We start from the raw sequence: 17,674 nt of genomic DNA, 5'->3' as shown, positions 1-17,674 counted from the left end.
CAAATCACTAATTAGTAGCTATTATTGACTTTTTTGTTCACTTAATGTGGCATAACAGTGCAGTAATTCAGTTAATACACTGATCCAACCAAATGCATTATCTGGTGCATTTATTAGAATCTGTTCTACTTCAGCGCAGTGTTGCTCTAATGTTATCGCTTCTTCTAGTTGAAAAGAGATCGCATAAAAGTGCCATAACAATAAGCGGATCATGCGCTCACTGTTTTGTTTAGCATTATCAGAATCAGAAAATGCAACATTTACTTCTCCTAAGGCAATTGCTGTCATTCGAAGCATTGCATCAAACTGAGTTGATTTTAAACGCTCGTCACTGTCAATTTCTTCTTGGTCAAAGGTAAATATTTCCTGCATGACATCCTCTGGTACCATACGACCGATTACGCGAAGGCTAAATTCTTCTAATTCATGTCGTGGCATGGTTAAAAGGCAGTTTAAAGTATAATCACGTTGCATATAATTTCTCGCAGATACCACAGCGCCGATCAGGATTGATCACAGGCGAATAAATAATGAAGCGTATTTTGGAGTATTTATGTCTAAAAGGCTAATAAAACCCAAACTGATAGATTTGTGCCGAAATATCTGACAACGTGATGACAACCTAATTTACACATTAAGTTATAATAATTTCATTTAAAATCAGTGTGCAGACACTGGTATCATTTAGCGAATGCTTTACCAATATACGTTGGCTGCCACCGTGAATTATAAGGTGGTAATGACGAACTTATTACATTGAACAGGCTTATGACGTCAAATAATCAACAAGCACCTTCTCAAGTGCCTCAAACAAAGAAAAAACGCAGTGTTGTTGTGCGAACCTTAATTGGTGCCGTATTAATTGGTACTGCTGGTATGGCTTATTTAGGTTATAACTTAAACCAACAAATTAGCGCTAAGTTTGCAGGTCAATTATGGCAATTGCCTTCTGTTGTTTATGCGCGTGAAATGGCATTGCAGCCTGGTGCGCCGATAACCTACAATACATTGGTGAATGAACTTAAAGTTCTCGGGTATCAAAAAGTTGCGCACCCTGATCAAAGCGGTGAGTACGCTGCTAATGGTTGGAAGGTTGATTTTGTCCGTCGACCATTCAATTTTAAAGAAGGGCCGGAAGGGGCACGTCATGTTTCGGTGTCGTTTAATAATGACAGCATTACTCGCATCATGGATTTAGATTCGAATAAAGAGCTCGGCTTTTTACATATCGATCCTAAAATGTTAGGTATGCTTGAAGCACATTCTGATGAACAACGTATTTATTTACCTGAAGATAAAATGCCTAAGTTGCTAGTCGCAGGATTGATTGATACTGAAGATCGTCATTTTTATGAGCATGATGGTATTTCACTCGTGGGTATTGCGCGTGCCTTTATTGCAAATATTAAAGCAGGTCACACTGTTCAAGGTGGTAGTACGCTAACACAGCAGTTAGCTAAAAATATGTTTCTAAGTAGTCAGCGTTCTTTTTGGCGTAAATTCAAAGAAGCTTATATGGCGATCATCATTGATACTCGCTATGGCAAACAAGAAGTGCTTGATGCTTACATGAACCAAGTCTATTTGGCTCAATTTGGTGGCCATGGAATCCATGGTTTTGCTCTAGCATCACGTTATTATTTTGACCGACCTTTGTCTGAATTACGCGTTGATCAACTTGCATTATTAATTGGAATGGTAAAAGGACCAACATATTATAATCCTTGGCGTCATCCTGAGCGGGCCAAAGAACGCCGTAATATTGTTTTGAGTTTAATGAACAAAGACGGTGAAATCAGCGATAAAGTTTACCAAGCTTCGATTAAGCTGCCACTAGACATTCAGAAAAAAGGTCAATTGGCTAAACGCCAACCTGCCTATTTTGATCAAATTAAAACAGAGCTTGAGCAAAAAGCAGGAACAGCGTTTGAAGCAGGTAAGGGATTACGTATCTTTACTTCATTGGATCCTCAATCACAAAAATTAGCCGAAGAAGCCGTTGCTAAAGTTATGCCTGAAGTACAAAAACGTGCAGGTAAGGACTTACAAACTGCGGTGGTTATTGTGGATCGCACTACAGGTGAAATTCGTGCGATGATCGGTGGAGATAAACCTGGATTTGCAGGATATAACCGTGCAATAAATGCTCAGCGCCAAGTAGGATCAGTAATTAAACCTGCTTTGTATCTCAGTGCGCTGGAAAATCCAGCACAGTTTAGCCTTGCAACGTCTTTAAAAGACCAACCGCTATCAATTAAAATGCATGATGGTGCAACTTGGAGTCCGCGTAACTACGACCGTAAATTCCGTGGTGAAGTACCATTATTTGTCGCGTTGGCGAAATCATACAATGTACCAACAGTAAATCTTGGTATGGCTGTTGGTGTTGATAAAGTCACCGATACATTAACCAAATTAGGTATACCACGGGAAGATATTCCACAAGTTCCTTCTTTATTTCTTGGCTCTATTAGTTTATCACCGCTAGATGTCGCACAAATGTACCAAGGTATTGGCAATGAAGGCTACTTAGCGCCATTAACGGCATTAAATGCAGTCGTCGATGAAACAGGTAAGGTACTCTATCAAAATTGGCCGAAAGCCGCTGAAGTTGTTCCGCCACAAGCGGCATGGCTGACGATGTTTGCACTACAAGATACGGTTAAATTTGGTACAGCCCACTCATTGAATAAGCTATTTCCAAATACTCATTTAGCGGGTAAGACTGGTACTACGAATAATGGACGCGATAGCTGGTATGTGGGTATTGATGGCCGTGAAGTTGTTACTGTTTGGATGGGGCGTGATGACAACAAGAGCACACATTTGACTGGTGCAAGTGGTGCTTTGCGTCTTTATACTAACTATATTCAACACCGCAAGCCTGAGCCATTATTATTGCGCCAGCCTGCAAATATTGAAGCTGAAAAATATAATATTGCGGCTGATGGTGAGTATATTCCAAGTTGTGCAGGTAAAACACGAATGCCCATTTGGGATCCTCATGGCGATCTTAAACAAAACTGCCAAGTAGAAAAAGTGAAACATAAAGTTGAAGGTTTTTTCAATAATTTGTTTAACTGGTAGTTAGTACTTACTCTCAAATAGCCTCCTGTTATGGGGGCTTTTTCATATAGAGATGATTCGTATTTTAGTTGTTGGTTCGGTAGAATGTTCGCTTGCAATATAAAATGAGTAAACCGTGATGCGTTTTTTAAAATCGTCAATACACACTGATTTAACCAAACTTGATCTTCAATCACCTACGTTGAGAATATATCATCGTCAAGCAACACGAGCGATTGTACTCAATGGTAATAATATTTTGATGTTATACACCGCTCGTTATCATGATTACACGCTACCCGGAGGTGGCATTGATGCTGGGGAAGATCAGATTCAAGGGTTAATTCGCGAACTAGCTGAAGAAACTGGGGCGATGAACGTACGCGATATTAAGCCGTTTGGATTATATGAAGAGTATCGGCCTTGGTATAAAAATGAACATGATATTGTCTATATGGAATCATTTTGTTATACCTGTACGATTGATGAGCAATTAGGGACGACACAATTAGAAGATTATGAGCAGAAAAATGGTATGAGGCCGGTATGGATTAATATTTTTGATGCTATTGCTCATAATGAACACACAATGCAGTTTTCTGATAAAAAAGGGATGTCAATTGAACGTGAGACATTTTTATTAAAACGTATTGTTGCTGAATTATTAGCTGTATCAATAACCCAATAGTGAGTGTGACACAGCAAGACCCACAATATTATTTTTTGTTGTGGGCCTAAATATAAACTTATTTGTTTTCAACACGCTTAAATGTCACGGTGTGGTTATCTGAGCTTAAAATCAACGTATTATTATTAACCAAAAAATCAGAAGGGCCGATGAGCATTTGCTTAACAAAACCATCAACGGTTGCTTGTTCTGTTTGAATACACATTTTTTGGGTTGAAACTAAATTTTTGGTTGTAATATCTTGAGCCGTTACGCGTATTTTACCTGTTAATGTATTACAGCCAGAATAGCGAACATTAAGATTTTTATTAATAATTAGCTGTGGTTTAGTTGTTAACGCATCAATAGGCTGAGTATAACCATCAATAGAACTTACAGCCCAAGTATTGATAAGATCGGTGGTTGTTTTAGGTGAATTCGCACACCCAGTTAATATGGTTGTGATAAATAGCGTTGTTAGTAACGTTTTTTTCATGGAGATTCTCTTAATCTTATTGATGAGGTCTACCGTAAGGTATTGAGATTTTATTTACTGTCTATGTTGATAATCAGCGCATAGTGGGAAAACGAAAAGTGTGATGATTACCTGTTGCCTGTTATATCCATTAGCTATCAATGAAAAAAACGGGTGTCAAGTGTGACAAAGATCGCTAAAAATGTAAATGTTCAGTTGTTAAATAATAGGATATTAATAGAGTAAATATCTACATGGTATTTATTTTTTTTAATATGATAAATTATATTCTGTGAGTACTTATCTAAGATGAAATCTTACTTTTAGATGTTACCATTTGATTTTTTGTATCGTTGTTGGGGTTTTTATGTTTCAAAAACAACATCTTGTACAATTGGCTAATATGAAAATGCCATTTGGAAAGTATGCAGGTAGGGTATTGATTGATTTACCTGATGAATATTTATTATGGTTTCAAAAGCAAGGTTTCCCCGAAGGGCAATTGGGAATATTAATGGCGTTAGCGCTTGAATTTAAAATAGAAGGATTAGAATCAGTCATTCGTCCTTTGAGGCAGGTTTAGTTTAGTGTTGAAATGTAGTCATCGTCATCTACGTAATGTTGTAATTACGGCTATCACTAGTGCTGTACTTTCTGGGTGCGCGCAACCCAAAACAGTAAGTTCGTTAACGTTTCTTGACCCTAATTTTAAGCGCTGTGTTGTTGCACAAGGTAAAGATAATATTCGGCAGATTACGTCGCTAAAATGTAGTCATTTTAATATTCGAGATGCACGAGAAATTCGTTATTTAACGGCTCTAAAGAGTTTAGATTTATCATCAAATAGAATGACTTATCTTGATATTAGCCACAATCAACAATTACAACTTATAAGTGTTGAACATAATAAATTGGCCCATCTAAATTTGACAGATAATCCTCAGTTAAAAATTGTTAATGTTAGTTTTAATCATTTAAAAACATTAGATGTGAGTGACAATCCGTTACTTATGTACTTAAATTATGATAAAACTTTAGTTAATAATATCGATATTAGTCATAATCCTCGTTTACTCGCGCCCTTTAATACTATCAATGTGCCCAATGGCCCTACAATAATGGCAGAATAATAATGTTAAAAGCGATTCATCATGTCGCTATAATTTGTAGTGATTATTCGCGCTCAAAAGCGTTTTATTCACAGTTATTACAGTTAGAAATTATTTGCGAAACATACCGTGAAGAGCGGGATTCATATAAATTAGATTTAAAGTTACCGGATAATAGCCAAATAGAACTATTTTCATTTAATGGCGCGCCTTCTCGACCAAGTTATCCTGAAGCACAAGGACTACGTCATTTAGCGTTTGCTGTTGATGATCTCGCTGCAACGGTACGTTATTTAGAAATAAATGGAGTGGCTGTTGAACCGGTGCGTATTGATGAATTAACGAATAAAGCATTTACTTTTTTTAATGATCCTGACGGTTTACCGCTAGAGTTGTATCAGATTTAATAAACATATTCTTGAGTAAGCAACTGTGTATCGATAATGATATCTTTAACTAACAACTATATGCATGAGTGTGTATAGTTGTTGGTAGTTATTGATGATCAGGGATGGAATAAATGCGCAGGATTATTTTCAATCAAAAAGGTGGCGTCGGAAAATCAAGTATCACCGTTAATTTAGCAGCAATTAGTGCAGCTAAGGGCTATAAGACTTTGGTGATAGATCTTGATGTACAAGGTAATAGTAGTGCTTATTTAGGGATTGATATTAATAAGCCTAACGATAAAACGATTGCAGAATTGTTGAATCAAACAGCATCGTGGTTTGCGATGTCGACTCCTGTGCGCGATTACCCTCAAGCAACAGCATATGAAAATTTATTTGTTATTCCTTCAAGCCCTAAATTGGATAAGTTAGAAGTGGAACTTGAACGGCGTTATAAAATTTATAAGTTAAGGGAAGTATTAGATTCTTTAGCGGAAGATTTTGATCGTATTTATATTGATACACCACCAAATTTAAATTTTTATACTAAATCGGGTTTAATTGCAGCTCATAAATTATTGATTCCGTTTGATTGTGATAACTTCTCTCAGCAAGCTCTCATCAAGGTCATGGATAATCTGGCAGAATTGCGTGATGATCATAATCGTGATTTAGTGCTAGAAGGTATTATTGTCAATATGTTTAACGCACAGGCGAAATTTCCTCGTCAAATTATAGAAGAGATCAAAACGTTGGGCTTTCCTATTTTAGAACCGTATTTACCCCAATCAATAAAAATGAAAGAGTCACATTATCAGCAATGTCCAATGTTACATTTCGAGCCTAGGCATAAGTTAACTCAACAGTTCATTGCATTGTATGATGGTTTAGAAGCGAAGCTAGTGCTAGAAAGTGAGTAACATAACAATAAGTGGTAATTCAAGACTGAATTACCGCTCATTGGTGGCGTAATAGATTATGAAAAAGTCCGTGTATATTCTTCCATAAAATCACGACGAATATCTTGTTCAAGGTGAGTCGCGCGTTCTGTTGGACAAAACAGCATAAAATGTACAATTTGTTCACCAGTCGTTGAACTACTGATATGTATATGAGGCTCAGAGCCCGGTAGGTCGACACCTGCATGTTTTTCTATGACACTATTATAGCGACGAGCCACATCAATAAAATCTTCACTATGGTGATCTATTTTAGCAATGATTATTGGTAATAGCGGATAAAGATTAACGAAGTCTTTCACTACAATTGAAAAGTTATGATAAACATAGCGCTTCATAAAGTTCAGATTTTTTACTGGGTAAGTGAAAAACATACTGTTTGGCAAAGTAGCTGTTTTACCTGTGTAATGATACTGGCCATGGTGAAGATCTATTTCTTGAATAACCGTTGCCATCATATTGTGCTCAATGACTTCTCCACAAATTTTCCCTACCTCTATCCAATCACCAATGCGAAATGAACGAGAGCTCGCTCGCTGAATAGATCCTGTAAAACACAATATTATTTCTTTAGACGCGACAACAATAGCAACAGCAATTGCTGTAACAGATAGTGCAAATTCATTTATTTCTGAGCGCCATAAGATGAATAAAACTACTAATGTTAAAATAAATGTGCCGTTTTTAGTACGTGACATCCATTTACGTTGAGTTTCAGTAACAAAAAACTCATCACCGCGTACTTGAGATAAAATAATTCGGCGCATAATAAGAATTATTGTAATAATGAGTACACTAAAGATGACTTTGTTGGCTAATAAAGTTGTAAATATTTCAGTCATTATATCCATATCAATTCCGTGATATTTATTATGTTAATTATTAATATAAATACGTTCTCATATGTTGGTGTTTGAATTCAATAATTAATTTTTTTTGTGAATATTTTAAATTCACAAAATATTATGCACACAGTTGTTTATGCTTATAGTTTATTATAGTTATCTGTAATATGGAAGAAATATTTCTTGCTAATTAATAATCACATAAAATATTTTTTCAAAAACTGTTTTTTATTTTAATTTACTATAAATAATGCCAATTTATAATATGTTATTATATAAAGCTTAGAGTATTTTAATATATGAAATATTTTACATAATGTCTATTTTTGTTTTCATTTAATTACAGGGTATCTAATGAATTCTACATTATTCTCATTTCTTCTTGCGTCTTCTTTTCTTAATCCAACGATTAATTCTTCAGCTTACAACAATATTAATAATGTTGTAAATAAACAAAATATTATCAATGTTTACCCTAAACAAAGTGATGAAATATTAACAAATCCAGGTATTGGATTTACTGAATTACAACGAATAGTCAGTAATGAACCCAGTAATCCCTTTTATAGTGACACTCCTATTTTATCTTATCCAGATACCAGTACTGTTTATTACCGTTGGTATTGGGATCAATTAACAACATCAGAAAATCCTAATCTTAACGAAGCAATGCTTAAAAGAAAGATTGATAATGTTTTACAAATAGCGGCTTCAGTTAATAAGAAAGTTGTTATTCGTTTTATGGCGCTACGAGGTAAAGGTGATCCTATTTATGATGCTGATGTAAATAAAGATAGCAGCGGTATTCCGTGTTGGTTAGTTCAAGAATTATATGGCCACGGTTTATACGGTACTAGCTGTCATTTATCCGATAAAGAAGCCGTAAATATGTTTAAAAATCCTTGGTTTATTCATAGATCTCAAGAGTTTTTATCTGCACTAGGTAAGCGTTATGATAATAATAAAACGTTGCTACGTATTGATGTCGGTATGGTTGGTTCATGGGGGGAATGGAATTTATCTGGGTACGCATCAAATAATAGTTTGAGTGTGGGGTTTGATGATAATAATTATAAGTTTCAGAATTTAAAGCCTTATATTGATGCAGTGATGAAAGCTTTTCCTAAAACACCTAAAGTAATGTTGGGCACCAATAAAGGGGATTACCTAAGTTATGCAACGAATAATGGAATGGGCTGGCGAGTTGATTGCTTAGGTGATTGGAGTAAAGGTTGGAATCATATGGAGAATGGTTATCCAACGATGATTTCTCATATGACAGATACATTAACCAATAGTCATCCTGATCTTGACTTTAATCAACGCTGGAAAAAAGCAGCGGTGGATTTTGAAATCTGCCAAGGATCATTGCAGGATTGGTATAATATCAACAATCCTCAACATCTTACATATAATCAGGTGCAAAAAACATTTGAATTTGCTTTAAAACAGCACGCATCATTAATTAATGCTAAATCAGCAGCTATTCCTGATGAATATCAGCCTTTGGTTAAACGATTTTTAAATAAACTAGGTTATCGATACCAATTAAATCACTTAGAAGTAAATAATATTGTTCATATTGATGATTATTTACAATTAAAGTCAACGTGGCAAAATTTAGGGGTTGCTCCGAGTTATACCAATTATCCTGTGACGTGGCGTTTAAGATCTGCAAATGGCGATATTGTTGCTTATTATACCTCAAAGGCTAATATTGTTAATTGGCTTCCTGCTGACGATGATGATGATAAAAGTCCGATGTATATTGTGAATGAGAAATTCAAAATTACTAATATTCCTCAAGGAAAATATTTTCTTGATGTTGGTTTGGTAGAAGAAAATAGCCATAAAGCAAAGGTAAGCTTAGCGATTGATACCAAACTTACCGACGATAATGGTCAGTATTATGTTGCAGATAATGGCAATAAAATGCCATGCATTCAACAATATGTACCAAGTGATGACGGCCAATACGTGCCAGATAATCGAGGTCAGTATGTGCCTGATAATCGGGGACAATATATAGTGGATAACAGTGGCCAATATAATCCGGATTCTTATCGAAAGACTGTAGGTTATAATAGTGCGTTATATGTTAAGAACCATATTAAAACACAATTATTACAACATGCAGATATGTATGACATGTCTATTGATAAGCATAGTAAACAATATGTTGAACAGCAGAATAATATTGGCCGTTGGAATGAAATAACAATGATAAATGTCATTTAATATGTGATCACGGCAGTTTATAGTATTATATAAGACCTAAGCTATTAAATAGTTTAGGTTTTTATAAATTAATTTACTAAATGTAGGGCAGTAAGTATGCATATATTTACAGATCGTAAACACATTATTATTGATACACGATCAACCGCTGAATTTTTAGAACATCATATAGAAGGTAGTGTTTTTGTTGGGTTTAATGGGGGGAACTTTAAATATTGGTTAGAACTATTATTACCGGATAAAAATGCAGATATTGAAGTAATTGCTACTGTTACGGATGCTAATAAGGTCATCGCAATTATTAATGAACTGGGTTATACCAACGCTAAATTAATGGAGTTTAATGCTACAGGTGATGTGTTAAATCATCTTTCAACGGACGAATTTAATGGCATAAAACAGAGTAATGATACTGCGGTACTTGACGTTAGAGAAGTGGATGAGTATTCACAAGGCTCTGTGGAAAATGCAGAGAAACTACCGCTATCAGATATTTTGCAAGGCCAGCTTCCAAAGCAAGATAAACAATATATTGTCCATTGTGGAAGCGGCTACCGTTCTGTGATTGCAATATCAGTATTAAAATTACTGGGGCTGTGTAAATTTATTAATCTCGATGGTGGCTATCAACAATTGATGGCTAAAAAATAAGATGCGATTAGAGAAAAGGCAGCACTATTGATATAGTCCTGCCTTTTTTATGGGTTACTGTTTGTTGCTGTTAGCGACCAAGAAAAGCATAACCTGTGGTAAATGCCGCTTCTTGGAATTGACGCAAACCTGTTGCACGGAAATCAATAGCCATAGGGTTACGCTTTAGTTTTTCTTTGATATCTGCATTAGACATAAAGTTAACATCAAGATCTTCAATTAACTGAATAGCAGATTCAAGCTTAAAGCCGACAGAACTTCCTGCAAATTTTCCGCGTGTTTCGCGTGTACGAATCACAACTTTCTCTACTTTATAGTCATCAAGTAGTTTTTTAAATGCAAATTGGAAATCTCTCATTTTTTGGTTATCAAGAGAATTATCCATAATGAACTTTTGAGTACGGCACTCTGGAATACCGATCATTCCGCCCTCTAAAGTGAGTAGGCAAATAATAGCTTCGTTGCTACGTAGTTCAACTGAACAAATTTTCATGTTTATACCTGAATCATAATATTTTGGTCGTTATTGTAGGCTAAAAACGGATTAGCTGTTAGTGATGCTGCCATTTTTTATTAATATTGTTGTTGAAATTGGCATTCTTGTCTTTATCTATAATTTTTTTGAACATAGACGCGAATCCATGTTTGAAATTTCCTCTATTAGAGCGGTTTGTTATGGCATTGGGCTGTGATTTAAGTGAAAACAGGAATAAATATAAACAAGATATTCTGTTTTTACGATTAGCCTGTTAAGTCACAATAATGAGGTACTTAATGGAGAAAATTTGATGAATTACCAATGGTTAAGTTGTGAAAGTAGCACGATGTTAATTTTTTTCAAACAACGGTTATCGATTGCGCAAACCAATGCGGAGTATGATGCGATTATTGCGATGATCAAATTATGTCATTGGGAACAAAAAATGGACAGTCAAGACGAAGATGAAGCGAGTAATTTTTGATTGGTATATTTTATGGCTAACAATAACAAGCCAACGACAAGTTGTCGTTGGCCATAATGATGATACTAGTGACGTTTAACAGGCTTGTAAGTGCAGCCAGCGGCTAAATATGTTTCTTTATCCGTGATTTCAAATGTAGTGTAGAAGAACCAAGCAATAAAACGTAACATCTCATCGCCAACATTCATTACCCATTCTGCAAATTCTTCAAGTTCACCTTGTTCATTTTCTTGACTAAAAACATGGTAAATACGTTTTTCACCCTCTATTTCCGCGAGACTAAAGTGGCCAATTAATGCGGTTGCAGCTTCTGCAACTTCTGGCTCCTCATTACTTGCTAGTTTTTCAAGGATTGCAGATACAGAATCAAGCTGTGCTAATTCTTTTACTAGTATTTCAAATTCATCTTGTTGCATGATGTTATCTCATAATTACACTATGCTGAGTATCATAACCTTAATTGTAAATAGAACCAAAATGTTCAACTTGCGTTAAGTACATTCGCATATCAAATTCAAGTTGATGGTATTGGGGTTCCATATGACAACAAAGTTGATAGAAAGCTTTGTTATGCTCTTTTTCTCTTAAATGCGCGAGTTCATGAACAACTATCATACGTAAGAAGGGTAATGGTGCTTCTTTAAATACTGTCGCTATTCTAATTTCATGTTTTGCTTTAATTTTATTGCCATGTACACGTGAGATAAAGGTATGTAAGCCTAATGCATGATTAATGACATTAATTTTATTGTCATAAGCGACTTTACTTATGGGGGCTGATTTTTTTAAATACTGATTTTTTAATTCGATTACATAATCATAAAGTGCTTTTTCTGTTTTAATGGTATGGGGGGTTGGATAACGGTTAAGTAACAATGTTTTGAGTTGGTCCTTATTAATTAATTGCTGAACTTGATCCACGAGATGAGTTGGATAACCTTGGAGATATTTGAGTTGTTGCATGACCGATATGACTCTAAACCAAAAACCTCATGCTATAAGGTGGTCTTTATTGAGGCAACCTTATTATTTGATAATACCAACGTAAAATTGAGATAATCACATTAAGATACGTATTGATCAGTAATAAGGATGATGACTGTGGCTTTAAAAATACCCCCTCCAATTTTTATGTTAATTGCGTTAATCATCATGTCTGGATGCTACTATTTACTGCCATGGTGGCAATTTAATAGCCTTTGGATTATCGCTATCCCATTGATTCTTATTGCGGTGGTGAGTGGTTTTTTATCCGTTTTAGCTTTGACAAAGGCGGATACAACCATCAGCCCTTTTATACCGCAGCAAACTGCTCGATTAGTCACTCGTGGCATATATCAATATAGCCGTAATCCAATGTATGCCAGTTTATTGTTATTGCTGACGGCTGTCGTCTTTATTTATGGTGAAGTCTCAACAATAATGGGTATAGTTTTCTTTATTGTAGTGATTAATCACTATCAAATTAAACCAGAAGAAAAAGCATTATTAACTTTATTTGGTGAGGAATATGCTCAGTATTGTCGACAAGTTCGACGATGGTTTTGAGACCTGATTTACCATCTTATTGATTTTTAAATATGCAGTATCCATTGATAGTGATGGAAATGTTACTATTCAATGTAAGATTGATTTTAAGTGAAGAGGCGACACATGAGTAAAGCAAAAATTGGTATCGTAACGGTAAGTGATCGCGCAAGTGCGGGTATCTATGACGATATTTCAGGGCAAGCTATTATCGATACATTAAATGATTATCTTACTTCAGAGTGGGAACCTATTTATAAAGTTATTCCTGATGAACAAGATATCATCGAAGCAACGTTAATTGAGATGACAGATATAGCGCAATGTAGTCTAGTTGTGACTACTGGTGGTACCGGACCAGCAAAACGTGATGTTACTCCTGAGGCAACAGAAGCTGTTTGTGATCGAATGATGCCAGGTTTTGGTGAATTAATGCGAGCCGAATCATTAAAATTTGTCCCTACGGCAATTTTATCACGCCAGACGGCTGGATTACGTGGTGATAGCTTAATTGTTAACTTACCAGGTAAGCCAAAGTCTATTCGTGAGTGCTTAGATGCTGTTTTTCCAGCTATTCCTTATTGTATTGATTTAATGAATGGTCCATTTTTAACGTGTAATGAAGCCGTGATTAAACCATTTCGCCCTAAAAATAAATAAGAGGGAATTAATCTAATATGCTATTAAGCGATACTTGAGTATCGCTTTTTTATTGCGAGTTAAACTTAATCGAGATCACATAAATAGTAAATAAGGGTTGTTAGAATATTAATAATATTTATCAAGTGAATTTTTTTTATTTATAATATTCCTACAATGATTGTATTCTTGGTTATATGAAAGTATTTATGTGTAGGTTTAGATATGGATGTTAAACAAAGTTGGGGGGGGATTTCTATCTCTTTAGGTATTATATCTCTTCTATGGAGTGTTATGTCACTGAATGGCGTGATTGGTCAAGATCATCTTTTTACTGATATAGGAGCATTTCTCAATCTTACGGGTTCTAATTTGTATGATAAAACATATGCTGAAAATATATTAGAAGTTGACCGACATAAAAATTTTATAGTTTTACTAACTGGGATAGGTATGGCTATTGTTGGCTCACTGTTAATGAAAAGTTGTCATCGTAAAAAGGCGATATGAATTTAGATATAGTTTTTGATAATTTAAAATAAAATTAAATAATATTCTCTTGAAAAGATTAGTAACTTATATTTTAGTGTGATTTTAATCTTTATTAAGAGATATTTTAATTTTATAAACACCTTAAAGTTGTTGTTTTTATTTTTTATTTTTTTTTGTGTTAATTGTACGTCAATTTTTTATTTTAATTTTTCTTCCATGTTTTTTATTATGATTAAAGTGTCAAAAAAATGGCTATTTGTTGTTTTTTTACAGTATAATTAGCACTATAAGTATATATATTTACTACGTGGTGTTATTAGGATGAGTATAAACATAAAATTCTCCTTATAAAACAAGTATACTAGAGGGAAATTTAAAGATGAAAACAGCAACTATAAAGATAGCAGATGATGGTTATGCTATATTAATAAAAGCTAGTGATTTTTTTCTACTTAATTTAATATTGGTTCCTATTCTTGCTCTACATAACGCTCATGAAACAGCTGTTAGTCTTGGGGTTAGTTTTCTCTTTTCTGTTATTTTTCTTCTTATTGGTGAATATTGCCGATTATATCAAGAGTTAGCTCGTAAAAGTTATTATTATTCTATTTTAAAAACCTTTTTAACGTTCTTATTATCATTTCTCACATGGAATATTTTATGCCAGCAGCTGAATGCATTTGATGATATTCAGAATATGAATTTACATTATATTATTGTATGGCAGTGGTTCGTTTCATCGATTATTTTTATGATTTTAATAAAGTGTATGGTTATTTATGTTATTCGTCAGTTTTTAAAACGCAAAGCCAAAGTTAGACGAATTGCAATATTAGGAATGACTAAAGGCGGTATTGCTATTGAGCATGCATTACGGAAAGATATTCGTTATCAGGATTTTGAAATATCTTATTTTGATGATCGCGATCTTAACCGATTTGGTTATTTATCAAAATCACAGCTTCGTGGAAATATAAACGAATTAGTGCAGCTAGCTAAAAGCGATAGAATCGATGAAGTTTATATAGCTTTACCAATGATTGCAAAACATCGAATTCAAAACGTTTTAAAATTATTATCAGATACGACGGTTGAAACTTACATCGTTCCTGATTTATATACTTATGATTTAAACATTAGTCAAATCCGTACAATTGGCAATGTCCAGACATTTAGCGTCTTTAGTTCCCCATTTGAAGGTATGGGAGGGGTGCTGAAGCGTATTGAAGATATCATTATCAGCTTAATTATTATTCTATTAATTTCACCAATATTGATCATTGTAGCTATTGGAGTTAAGCGTAGTTCTCCAGGACCAATACTATTTAAACAAGATCGCTATGGTCTAGGTGGTAAAAGAATCCAAGTATGGAAATTCCGTTCAATGGGCGTAATGGAAAATGATAGTGTTGTTACTCAAGTAAGAAAAAATGACCCTCGAGTAACGAAGTTTGGTGCTTTTATTCGTCGAACATCGTTAGATGAATTACCACAGTTTTTTAATGTCTTACAAGGTAGTATGTCGATCGTTGGTCCTCGTCCACATGCAGTAGCACATAATGAAGAATATCGAGTCCTTGTACATAAATACATGCTACGTCACAAAGTTAAGCCAGGTATTACCGGTCTTGCGCAAATCAAAGGTTTTCGTGGTGAAACAGATACACTAGATAAAATGGAAATGCGTATTAAATACGACCTACAATATATTCAGAATTGGAGCCTTTTAAAAGACTTGAAGATTATTTTTCTTACTATTTTTAAAGGATTTGTCAGCGAGACTGCGTACTAAATTATGCATTTATTTAAGATGAAGGATGTCTATTTCTTGCTAATAGGTTGCGTTTTCGTAAGCTATAGCTTTGCGGCTCGTGCGGAAAATACTTTTCAAGACTCTAAATATATTGATCCATTTTTAGGATTAGAATTTTCTTCATCAATCAATACAGCTTATGGCTTTGATGATAACGTCTTATATCAACGTGATAGTAATATCATTAGTTCTGATTTTTATGCGATAAAACCAACTTTTAGTATTATTGGAAAACGTAATACTAAAAATTTTAGCCTTTATTATATAGGTGATTATCGACGTTACAATAATGATTTAGTAGAAAGTGATAGTTATTATGATCACCAACTTAATGGTGTATTTAATTGGGAATTAGATATTCGCCATCATTTATCTGTGACGGGTAGTTATAATAAAAATCATGAAGCGTTAGGTACTGGTGTAACAAATGGCTTTTTCTTTGATGATAATACATTAACTCAAAATCTGGCCACATTTGACGCTTTTAATATTACGCATGATATTGGTCGAACTGATACTAAGATTAATACTCTATATACATATGGAGCCAAAGGTGCGGAAGGGAATATCATTGTTGATTTATCACAAATACGTACTAATTACGATATTCTTAATAGTTATCAAACGGAATTTAAAAATTATTTAGAAAATGAAAATGTTACAGAGAACAATGTACAACTAATTTTTAGACATCAATATACAGATAGAACACGTTTTGATTATATATTAATGTATAAAGATTTTAATTATCTAAGTCGAGAACGAGATAATACTGAGTTGATTGGTGCTTTCTCTATACTGAATCAATTGACCGGAAAGTCAAAGATAGAAGCAACAGTCTCAAAAGTACAAAAGAAAATGCAAAGTAGTCATTTTTCTGGTGTAAATTGGAATGTTTCTTACAGATGGCAACCTTTTGATTATTCAACAATAAAATTAAAAACCTTAAGTGAAGTAAAAGAGCCAGATAATACTGGAGATTTTGTACAATCTTTTCAAAATAGCATCAGCTGGGAGCATCAATTTTTAGGACGTATAACAAGTTTATTGTCTTATAAGCACACCTCTGATAAGTACCATATTCGGAAAAGAACAGATCGGTATGATGATCTATCCTTTAGTTTACATTACTTATTTAGACCTAAAGTTGAGTTTATTTTCGATTATCAATATGCTTTGTTTCATACTAATAATGGTACTGACCCTGTATTTATTGATGGTAATAATTATGAGAGACGATTGGGTTATGAGAAAAATAAATTTTGTTTATCAGTCAAAGTGGCGATTTAAAATGAAGAAGATAATAAGTATTATTTTGGTATTAACTCTTAGCTTATTTATGAGTAATATTGCTGCAGCATCAAATAGAAATGCTAGTGAGTATCTGCTTGGTGCTGGTGACCATATCCAAATTTTAGTTTTTAATGAACCTGATCTATCTATGAAAATAATTATTGATAGTAGTGGTAATATTATTTACCCCTTGATTGGTAAATTACAATTGACAGGTAAAACACCAAATCAAGTTGCTATTGATATTCGAAATAGGTTAAAAGATGGTTATATTAATAATCCAATGGTAACTGTATCTATGCTTGAATTTCGGCCTGTTTATGTTTCTGGTGAAGTTAAAACACCAGGTAGTTATGAGTATCAACCTGGATTAACAGTCGAAAAAATTATTGCTGTTGCAGGAGGATTTACTGATCGGGCAGATCGTAGTGATATAGATCTTCGCCGTTCAAATGGGCAAATTTTGAAAGATGTTATAAAAACTCAGGCTATTTATCCTGGTGATATCGTTATTATTGATCAAAGCTTTTTCTAAAAAGGATAATTATA

At 34.1% G+C, this 17,674-nt stretch carries 21 protein-coding genes; 15 read left to right on the top strand and 6 right to left on the bottom strand.

The genetic code is table 11. From position 1 onward, the window contains the following. Positions 1 to 21: 21 nt before the first annotated feature. A complete protein-coding gene (locus tag VXS03_RS03965) occupies positions 22 to 474 on the bottom strand; it encodes an exoribonuclease R (RefSeq protein ID WP_327762113.1) in 453 nt (150 codons plus the stop codon). A gap of 294 nt (positions 475 to 768) precedes the next feature. Here VXS03_RS03965 and mrcB point away from each other — a divergent pair, with 294 nt between their 5' ends. Together mrcB and VXS03_RS03955 are read left to right on the top strand one after the other, a co-directional pair. Then, positions 769 to 3,087, top strand: a complete 2,319-nt coding sequence (gene mrcB, locus VXS03_RS03960) for a penicillin-binding protein 1B (RefSeq protein WP_327762112.1) — start codon at positions 769 to 771, stop codon at positions 3,085 to 3,087. A 118-nt stretch (positions 3,088 to 3,205) separates the two neighbouring features. After that, positions 3,206 to 3,754: an NUDIX hydrolase gene (locus VXS03_RS03955; RefSeq protein WP_327762479.1), complete on the top strand. Its 549-nt coding sequence runs from the start codon at positions 3,206 to 3,208 to the stop codon at positions 3,752 to 3,754. 58 nt (positions 3,755 to 3,812) lie between these two features. Here VXS03_RS03955 and VXS03_RS03950 read toward each other — a convergent pair whose 3' ends face one another. Then, positions 3,813 to 4,229 (bottom strand): META domain-containing protein, encoded by a 417-nt coding sequence (locus tag VXS03_RS03950; protein ID WP_327762111.1) that lies wholly within the window; start codon positions 4,227 to 4,229, stop codon positions 3,813 to 3,815. A gap of 346 nt (positions 4,230 to 4,575) precedes the next feature. Here VXS03_RS03950 and VXS03_RS03945 point away from each other — a divergent pair, with 346 nt between their 5' ends. From VXS03_RS03945 to VXS03_RS03930, 4 genes are all read left to right on the top strand, one after another. Then, positions 4,576 to 4,791, top strand: coding sequence for a DUF3820 family protein (locus VXS03_RS03945; RefSeq protein WP_327762109.1), 216 nt, complete (start codon positions 4,576 to 4,578; stop codon positions 4,789 to 4,791). Between the two features lie 4 nt (positions 4,792 to 4,795). Beyond that, positions 4,796 to 5,338 carry a hypothetical protein gene (locus tag VXS03_RS03940; protein WP_327762108.1) on the top strand — a complete coding sequence of 181 codons (543 nt, stop codon included), beginning with the start codon at positions 4,796 to 4,798 and terminating at the stop codon, positions 5,336 to 5,338. Positions 5,339 to 5,340: 2 nt separating this feature from the next. After that, positions 5,341 to 5,724: an SMU1112c/YaeR family gloxylase I-like metalloprotein gene (gene gloA2, locus VXS03_RS03935; protein ID WP_327762107.1), complete on the top strand. Its 384-nt coding sequence runs from the start codon at positions 5,341 to 5,343 to the stop codon at positions 5,722 to 5,724. A 113-nt stretch (positions 5,725 to 5,837) separates the two neighbouring features. Next, positions 5,838 to 6,626 carry a ParA family protein gene (locus VXS03_RS03930; protein WP_327762106.1) on the top strand — a complete coding sequence of 263 codons (789 nt, stop codon included), beginning with the start codon at positions 5,838 to 5,840 and terminating at the stop codon, positions 6,624 to 6,626. Positions 6,627 to 6,682: 56 nt separating this feature from the next. On the opposite strand, the gene VXS03_RS03925 is transcribed toward VXS03_RS03930, so the two are convergent. After that, positions 6,683 to 7,516 (bottom strand): mechanosensitive ion channel family protein, encoded by an 834-nt coding sequence (locus VXS03_RS03925; protein ID WP_327762105.1) that lies wholly within the window; start codon positions 7,514 to 7,516, stop codon positions 6,683 to 6,685. Between the two features lie 348 nt (positions 7,517 to 7,864). Here VXS03_RS03925 and VXS03_RS03920 point away from each other — a divergent pair, with 348 nt between their 5' ends. Then, positions 7,865 to 9,748 carry a DUF4832 domain-containing protein gene (locus VXS03_RS03920; RefSeq protein ID WP_327762104.1) on the top strand — a complete coding sequence of 628 codons (1,884 nt, stop codon included), beginning with the start codon at positions 7,865 to 7,867 and terminating at the stop codon, positions 9,746 to 9,748. A 96-nt stretch (positions 9,749 to 9,844) separates the two neighbouring features. After that, positions 9,845 to 10,399, top strand: coding sequence for a rhodanese-like domain-containing protein (locus VXS03_RS03915; RefSeq protein ID WP_327762103.1), 555 nt, complete (start codon positions 9,845 to 9,847; stop codon positions 10,397 to 10,399). Positions 10,400 to 10,469: 70 nt separating this feature from the next. Here VXS03_RS03915 and VXS03_RS03910 read toward each other — a convergent pair whose 3' ends face one another. Next, positions 10,470 to 10,892 carry a DUF3010 family protein gene (locus VXS03_RS03910; protein WP_080155523.1) on the bottom strand — a complete coding sequence of 141 codons (423 nt, stop codon included), beginning with the start codon at positions 10,890 to 10,892 and terminating at the stop codon, positions 10,470 to 10,472. Between the two features lie 295 nt (positions 10,893 to 11,187). On the opposite strand from VXS03_RS03910, the gene VXS03_RS03905 reads away from it, so the two are divergent. Then, on the top strand, positions 11,188 to 11,361 hold the full coding sequence (locus VXS03_RS03905) for a hypothetical protein (protein ID WP_327762102.1): 174 nt from the start codon (positions 11,188 to 11,190) through the stop codon (positions 11,359 to 11,361). Between the two features lie 65 nt (positions 11,362 to 11,426). Here VXS03_RS03905 and VXS03_RS03900 read toward each other — a convergent pair whose 3' ends face one another. Further along, positions 11,427 to 11,777 (bottom strand): hypothetical protein, encoded by a 351-nt coding sequence (locus VXS03_RS03900; RefSeq protein ID WP_327762101.1) that lies wholly within the window; start codon positions 11,775 to 11,777, stop codon positions 11,427 to 11,429. 40 nt (positions 11,778 to 11,817) lie between these two features. Continuing rightward, complete coding sequence (locus tag VXS03_RS03895; protein WP_327762100.1) at positions 11,818 to 12,324, bottom strand: M48 family metallopeptidase; 507 nt, start codon at positions 12,322 to 12,324, stop codon at positions 11,818 to 11,820. 138 nt (positions 12,325 to 12,462) lie between these two features. Here VXS03_RS03895 and VXS03_RS03890 point away from each other — a divergent pair, with 138 nt between their 5' ends. From VXS03_RS03890 to VXS03_RS03865, 6 genes are all read left to right on the top strand, one after another. Beyond that, positions 12,463 to 12,909 (top strand): methyltransferase family protein, encoded by a 447-nt coding sequence (locus VXS03_RS03890; RefSeq protein ID WP_327762098.1) that lies wholly within the window; start codon positions 12,463 to 12,465, stop codon positions 12,907 to 12,909. Positions 12,910 to 13,014: 105 nt separating this feature from the next. Beyond that, positions 13,015 to 13,548: a molybdopterin adenylyltransferase gene (mog, locus tag VXS03_RS03885; RefSeq protein ID WP_327762096.1), complete on the top strand. Its 534-nt coding sequence runs from the start codon at positions 13,015 to 13,017 to the stop codon at positions 13,546 to 13,548. Between the two features lie 204 nt (positions 13,549 to 13,752). Then, complete coding sequence (locus VXS03_RS03880) at positions 13,753 to 14,037, top strand: molybdenum cofactor biosynthesis protein (RefSeq protein WP_327762095.1); 285 nt, start codon at positions 13,753 to 13,755, stop codon at positions 14,035 to 14,037. Positions 14,038 to 14,398: 361 nt separating this feature from the next. Further along, a complete protein-coding gene (locus VXS03_RS03875) occupies positions 14,399 to 15,811 on the top strand; it encodes an undecaprenyl-phosphate glucose phosphotransferase (protein ID WP_327762093.1) in 1,413 nt (470 codons plus the stop codon). An 18-nt stretch (positions 15,812 to 15,829) separates the two neighbouring features. Then, positions 15,830 to 17,122, top strand: coding sequence for a hypothetical protein (locus VXS03_RS03870; RefSeq protein ID WP_327762092.1), 1,293 nt, complete (start codon positions 15,830 to 15,832; stop codon positions 17,120 to 17,122). A gap of 1 nt (position 17,123) precedes the next feature. Continuing rightward, complete coding sequence (locus tag VXS03_RS03865) at positions 17,124 to 17,660, top strand: polysaccharide biosynthesis/export family protein (protein ID WP_327762091.1); 537 nt, start codon at positions 17,124 to 17,126, stop codon at positions 17,658 to 17,660. The last annotated feature ends 14 nt before the right edge of the window (positions 17,661 to 17,674 follow it).

The organism is Photobacterium sp. S4TG1 (assembly GCF_036040035.1).
Classification (GTDB): domain Bacteria; phylum Pseudomonadota; class Gammaproteobacteria; order Enterobacterales; family Vibrionaceae; genus Photobacterium.
This window is presented reverse-complemented; position numbering and strand designations above follow the sequence as displayed.